We start from the raw sequence: 5,278 nt of genomic DNA on the forward strand, positions 1-5,278 counted from the left end.
TTGCTCGAGGGCATTGCCTTCAAGGACGGCGAACCGGTGCAGGACGATCGGCCGGTTCAGCAGAAACTCGCCGCTTGATATCGACAGTCACGGTGCTGCCCATACACCACTCTTGACGTTAGCTCCGCCGGTTTCAGGCAAGCTCCAACTGCTGTCCGTCTCCAGCCGCGCGCACCTGATAGCCCATCGCGCGGTACCCCCGCTGGCGCTTCTCCCACATACGGAGCAGTGCCGGGTGACCTCCGTCGACATAGTCAATCACCCGTACACCGGTTTTACCCGAATGCGCGCGATGTAACCGGCCAGCGTACTGCTGCAGCGTGCCTTTCCATGCCACGGGCATGGCGAGCACCAGCGTATCGAGCGCCGGATGGTCAAATCCCTCGCCAACGAGTCTGCCAGTGGCCAGGACGACGCGAGGGACGTCATCGGCCAGCGCGTCAAGGGCGGCAAGCTGCGCCGCACGCGCTTTTTTCGTGAGACGCCCGTGCAGCACGAAAAGCGGCCCGATTGCTTCACCCAAAGTCTTCTGCAGGCTTTCGAGATGATCCGTCCGTTCGGTGAGAACCAGCACCTTGCGTCCTTGTCCGAACTGCTCGCGAATCGCCGCAGCAATCATGTCCGTCCGAGGTGAATCCTGTGCAAGATGCGCGAACACCGTCTGGATAGGCTCGTCGAGCGCAACGTTCACGGATGAGGTGAGCCTTTGCGGGAACACCTCGAGCGAATGCGGCGCATTGGGTGGCAGACGCGCCGCATGCCGCACCGGCCCGCACAGCATGAACATCACCGGTTGCTGGCTGTCGCGCCGCACGGGTGTCGCAGTCAGTCCCAGCACGTAGCGCGCATTGACGGCCTTGAGCACTGCCTCGAAGGAATCCGCCGATACGTGGTGACATTCGTCGACAATGACGTGGCCGTAATGCCGCAAAAGCGCTCCGCGGGGGCCATCCGGTGCCACTGACTGCAGCATGGCGACGTCAATCCGGCCCGTCGACTTCGACTTGCCACCACCGATTGTGCCGATGTCATGGGGATCCAGCGCAAGAAACGACTGCAGGCGCTCGCGCCACTGATCCAGCAGCTCCCTGCGATGCACAAGCACGAGCGTAGTGACGCCGCGCCGGGCGATCATTGCGGCCGCCGTCACGGTCTTGCCGAACGCCGTTGGCGCATGCAGTATCCCCGTGTCGTACCGCAGCATGTCATCAACCGCCGCCTGCTGGTCGCCCTTCAGTGTGCCGGCAAACGCGACTACAAGAGGGCCGCCCGCGCAACGCTCGTCGCGGATGTCACCGGCGATTCCGTTGTCGGTCAGCAGCGTCATGACCTCGTCGAGGCAACCTCGCGGTAAAGCGATGTGTCGCGGGCAATTCTCGGCGCGGCCGATTATCCGCGGCTTGTCCCATACGCTGAAGCCGCGCGCCTGGGCACGGTAGAACTCCGGATTCTGGAATGCCGCGATCCGGACGAGGCGATTGAGCAGGGATTGCGGAAGCTGGGCTTTTTCAAAATAGAGCTGGTTTGCAAGCGTCAATGTCAGTGACGCCGGCATGTCTCCGGCCAGCCGCTTCGGCAGCGCCGGTGGCGGGTTCCATGGCTCGGCCTGGTCCTCTTCAGCGATGAAGGCGACGTCGAGCGGGTGGGCACCGCCGGTGGCGCGGAAAATTACCCCTTCGATATCTCGCCCGTCCATCGATCTGACCGACGCCAGGAAAGCCCACTGATCGGCAACAGGCTGGAGGGTTTCATCGACAAACACGCTGTGCCCGTGCACGCGAGGCTGCTTCTGCAGCGGCAGGGCGATCAGGTTGCCGAAGCCGCCTTTGGGCAGCACGTCCTGATTGGGAAAGAGTCGGTCGTATGACGACAGCTCAAGCTGGCGCGTTCGGGCGCACGTGTGGCTGATGATGGCCGAACCCAGCCGGCGCGCGTCACGCGCGGTGACGGCCGACGAGAAGAAGATCCATGCGTGCGCACCGTTACCCGAACGTGAGATCTCCAGCGACACGGGAACATCCAGTTCATCGCATGACTGCCGGAAGGCCATCGCATCGTCCCGCCAGCTTTCCTCATCGAAGTCGACTGCGAGCAGGTAGCAGGTGCCGTCCGGCATCAGCGGATACATGCCCAACGTGTGATCGCCGGCGAGATGTGCATAGATAACCTGATCGTCCAGCGGCAGCAGCATGCGATGCACACAATCCGCACAGCGGATGCGGGGCTTTTCGCAGATGCCCGCACGCCATTCGTTCGCGCACGCTGGTGCATAACCCGATTTCCCGGAATTGCGGCTTTCCCAGCGAAGGGGAAAAACGTCGGTACGGCCCCGGAAAAGGCTCCGGAAGAGGTGTACCTTCTGCTGGGGAGAAAGCGTGGAAGTCCCTGTGCTTCGCGCCATCAGCGATGGATAGCCTGACGGGGCAACCTCGCGCCTGCCGTGCTTAGGAACGGCCTCGCGCAGCAAGGCGGCGAGCCGGGCATTCTCGTCCTGCAGACGCGTGAGTTCTGCGAGCAGTTCTTCGCGTCTGCAATCCTCCCAACCTGAGCGCGACAACTTGACGTCATTCATCGACTGGTCCGGTGGAATGGGGCGGGATGCGCGCGCGGATTGCTACCGGTGGTGGGCCGCCGCACAGCTCGGTCTATTCATCGAAATCCCGCTGAAAACTGGCCGGGCCATCCTGCCCACCATAGTAGACGCCGAGCACCTCGACCGTCTCGCCCGTAACGCGGTACGCGATCACAATCCGGCCTCGATAGTGGTCGCGTGCAACGCAGGCAGCAGGTCATCGCGCGGCACGCCACGAAACGGGAAGCTTTCGAGCTGTTCGCAGAATGCTAATTACCGGTAATTATGTATATTATTAATTCATAATGCCAAGCTTAACTAGGCCTATTACCGTGCCCGACTGCACGCCAAGGGCAGCTTGCAGTCGGACCATTAATGGTTTAAATTTGGTCTTACTTCTATATCTCCCGGAGCCTTAGATGCATCTCGCCGATCATGTCAAGCCAATCAGTTACCTCAAAAGTGAAGCGGCGCAAATCGTCAAAGACCTGACTGAGTCGGGGGAGCCGCTCATCATCACGCAGAACGGCGAAGCGAAGCTCGTCGTTCAGGACGTGCGAACCTATGAATCGACGGAGCAGACCCTTGCGCTCCTGAAAATCCTGGCTGTCGGCCAGAAACAGATCGAACGCGGGGATCACGTCGATGGCGATGAGTTCTTTGCGGAACTCAATGAGCTCGATCGTCAGGAAAAGCTCCGCTGATGGTGGCACCGCTGCTGAAATACCGCATTCTCCCGACCGCGCGGATCGGCATGGACGAACTCAGAAGCTATGTCGTCCGCACCTTCGGATGGGAAACCTGGCGTCAGACATCGGCGCAACTGCAGGAAACGATCACGCAGGTTCGGCAGTTTCCCGCTAGCGGCCATACGCCTACCGAACTCGAGGGCTTTTTTGAGGACGGTTTCCGGCAGGCCCTTTCTGGCAAGAATCGGATCATTTATCAGGTCCGCGACGATACTATTTTCATTCATCTCGTGGTGGACGTGCGACGCGACCTGCCCTCCCTTCTTCAGAGAATCGCGCTTCGCCTGATGTAATGGGCACCGACCGCATCTTTGCGATCATGCCGCAGCGCCGCGTTGATACTCCGGCGCACACTGCTTCAACTTACGATCTCTGAGCGAGGCCGCTTATGCGGCGCTGCAGAGCATTCCCGCTAGAAAACGCCTCGGTATTTAATGCTATCCGCTCGTTTCCCGACTGCATGCTCGTGATCGAAGGCACGGCTGCGCGTCCCAACACTAAGGCGTTGCATCGCGAGCGTCTGCGGTCGAGCGAAAAGCACATAGCGAATCTGGTGCGACACCGGGCGCGTCTTGTCGAAACGCTCAACGAAGGTCGTGCGTCTTCGATGGATTAGTGGGCGGCTTTCAACTTCCGCTGCGTGCACGACCGTGTGCATACGTTCACCCGACCGCTTCCCTACGAAGCGATCCGCGGTGGCAAGCGCCGAAATCGGGGTGTTCGTCCTTTTCGTGCTTGTATGGCGCATTTATCCGCCCCCGCGCCTGGCCGGCGAGCGCATGATTGAGGGCGGCCAGCAGAACCGCACCACGCGCTGTAGTCCTGCGCGTCTGTGTGCATGCAGAACCGGTTCACGATCCAGCTATGCGCCGCCTTAGCGGCACATCGAGAAGCATCTCGCGATAGAGATCGATCGGAAAGCTCAGCGTTCCACGAAAATTCACATGCGCAAAATGCGCTGGGCCCGCAATGACCAGGTTTGTCAGCAGCGTCAAGGAGCCAGAAATCGCGATCATTTCGTCGCGGCGTCGCCCGCGCTCCGGCGCGATCTTGCCGGTGTGGATTGCACGCTGCAACTGATAGACCGATTCACCGCGGTTGAGCAGCGTATGCATTTCACGCCGGAATTCAATGTTGCTGAAGTAGTCGCACAGGAAAAGCGTGCGCAGTAACCTACCGAGGTGGTCGGCTGGCCGGTACACCGGGTCGCCCTGCGCCACGCTTCCGAACCGCTGCACGGCGACCATTGCGCTCACGCGCCCCGCATGAATTGATGCAACGAGGCGCAGCAAGTTCCTTCCAGCCGTCACGAATCGCCTTGATGGAGATCTCATGGGCGACGACCGCTGTCAGCCCCTCGGGCGCTGCCATGGCTCTCGGCAGATACAGTTTGCGTTCCGAGAGGTCGTGCAAACGCGGGCAGAGATCAAAACCGAGCAGCTTCGACACCGCCATCCCTACGTTCGTGTATCCGTGCGTGTCTACTGAAAGACGCAGCAGTCCACCGTCGTCACGGTTCTCGTTGTGACGGATCACGCCCTCGATCGCCACGCCAGCCTGGCGTTCGTTCCGCACGATGGGCTGGTTATAGACATTGCCGTGCTGATCCAGCACGTGCGTGTACATGCCTACCGCGTGGGGGCGACGTCGCGGATCGACCCGCGCATAAAACAGGTGCGGTGACGTGTCCAGACTCATGGAGTTGCTCGATGCCAGCCTTCCGTTACCCCAGAGTTCAGTAATCGGATGCGTGCGCTGGAATTCAACCACGCGGTCGTTTGCACGCGGCAGCCGACCGGGCATTTCAAGGAAGCGCATTGCCGTTGAAATGTGAGCCGCCCCGGGTTTTCCGGAGACCGTTTTGCTTGCGTCATGCCACAGTGACAGACTCAGCGAGATTTGCATAGTAAGCGGCTTCTGCCTCGGCAGGTGGAATGTTGCCGATGGGGCCGAAGAG

Annotated in this window: 3 protein-coding genes and 1 pseudogene; 2 read left to right on the forward strand and 2 right to left on the reverse strand. The window is 60.7% G+C overall.

All coding sequences use genetic code 11. From position 1 onward, the window contains the following. Positions 1–133: 133 nt before the first annotated feature. Positions 134–2,572, reverse strand: coding sequence for a DEAD/DEAH box helicase family protein (locus tag AB3X86_RS37685; RefSeq protein WP_368599843.1), 2,439 nt, complete (start codon positions 2,570–2,572; stop codon positions 134–136). 419 nt (positions 2,573–2,991) lie between these two features. On the opposite strand from AB3X86_RS37685, the gene AB3X86_RS37690 reads away from it, so the two are divergent. Both AB3X86_RS37690 and AB3X86_RS37695 read left to right on the forward strand, forming a co-directional pair. Then, the gene (locus AB3X86_RS37690) at positions 2,992–3,276 is read left to right on the forward strand and encodes a type II toxin-antitoxin system Phd/YefM family antitoxin (RefSeq protein WP_368587811.1); all 285 of its coding nucleotides are present in this window, start codon (positions 2,992–2,994) and stop codon (positions 3,274–3,276) included. Next, positions 3,276–3,614: a type II toxin-antitoxin system RelE/ParE family toxin gene (locus tag AB3X86_RS37695; protein WP_018435919.1), complete on the forward strand. Its 339-nt coding sequence runs from the start codon at positions 3,276–3,278 to the stop codon at positions 3,612–3,614. The genes AB3X86_RS37690 and AB3X86_RS37695 overlap by 1 nt, the downstream gene beginning before the upstream one ends. A gap of 558 nt (positions 3,615–4,172) precedes the next feature. On the opposite strand, the pseudogene AB3X86_RS37700 reads toward AB3X86_RS37695, so the two are convergent. Beyond that, positions 4,173–5,151: pseudogene (locus tag AB3X86_RS37700) on the reverse strand (Tn3 family transposase); the annotation flags it as partial. Positions 5,152–5,278 lie beyond the last annotated feature (127 nt).

The organism is Paraburkholderia sp. BR14374 (genome assembly GCF_040948685.1).
GTDB classification, from domain to species: domain Bacteria; phylum Pseudomonadota; class Gammaproteobacteria; order Burkholderiales; family Burkholderiaceae; genus Paraburkholderia; species Paraburkholderia youngii.

Excerpts from the sequence above, each read along its gene's own strand:
- AB3X86_RS37690 (WP_368587811.1), top strand. The coding sequence starts at position 2,992 with ATGCATCTCGCCGATCATGTCAAGCCAATCAGTTACCTCAAAAGTGAA.
- AB3X86_RS37685 (WP_368599843.1), bottom strand. The coding sequence starts at position 2,572 with ATGAATGACGTCAAGTTGTCGCGCTCAGGTTGGGAGGATTGCAGACGC.
- AB3X86_RS37695 (WP_018435919.1), top strand. The coding sequence starts at position 3,276 with ATGGTGGCACCGCTGCTGAAATACCGCATTCTCCCGACCGCGCGGATC.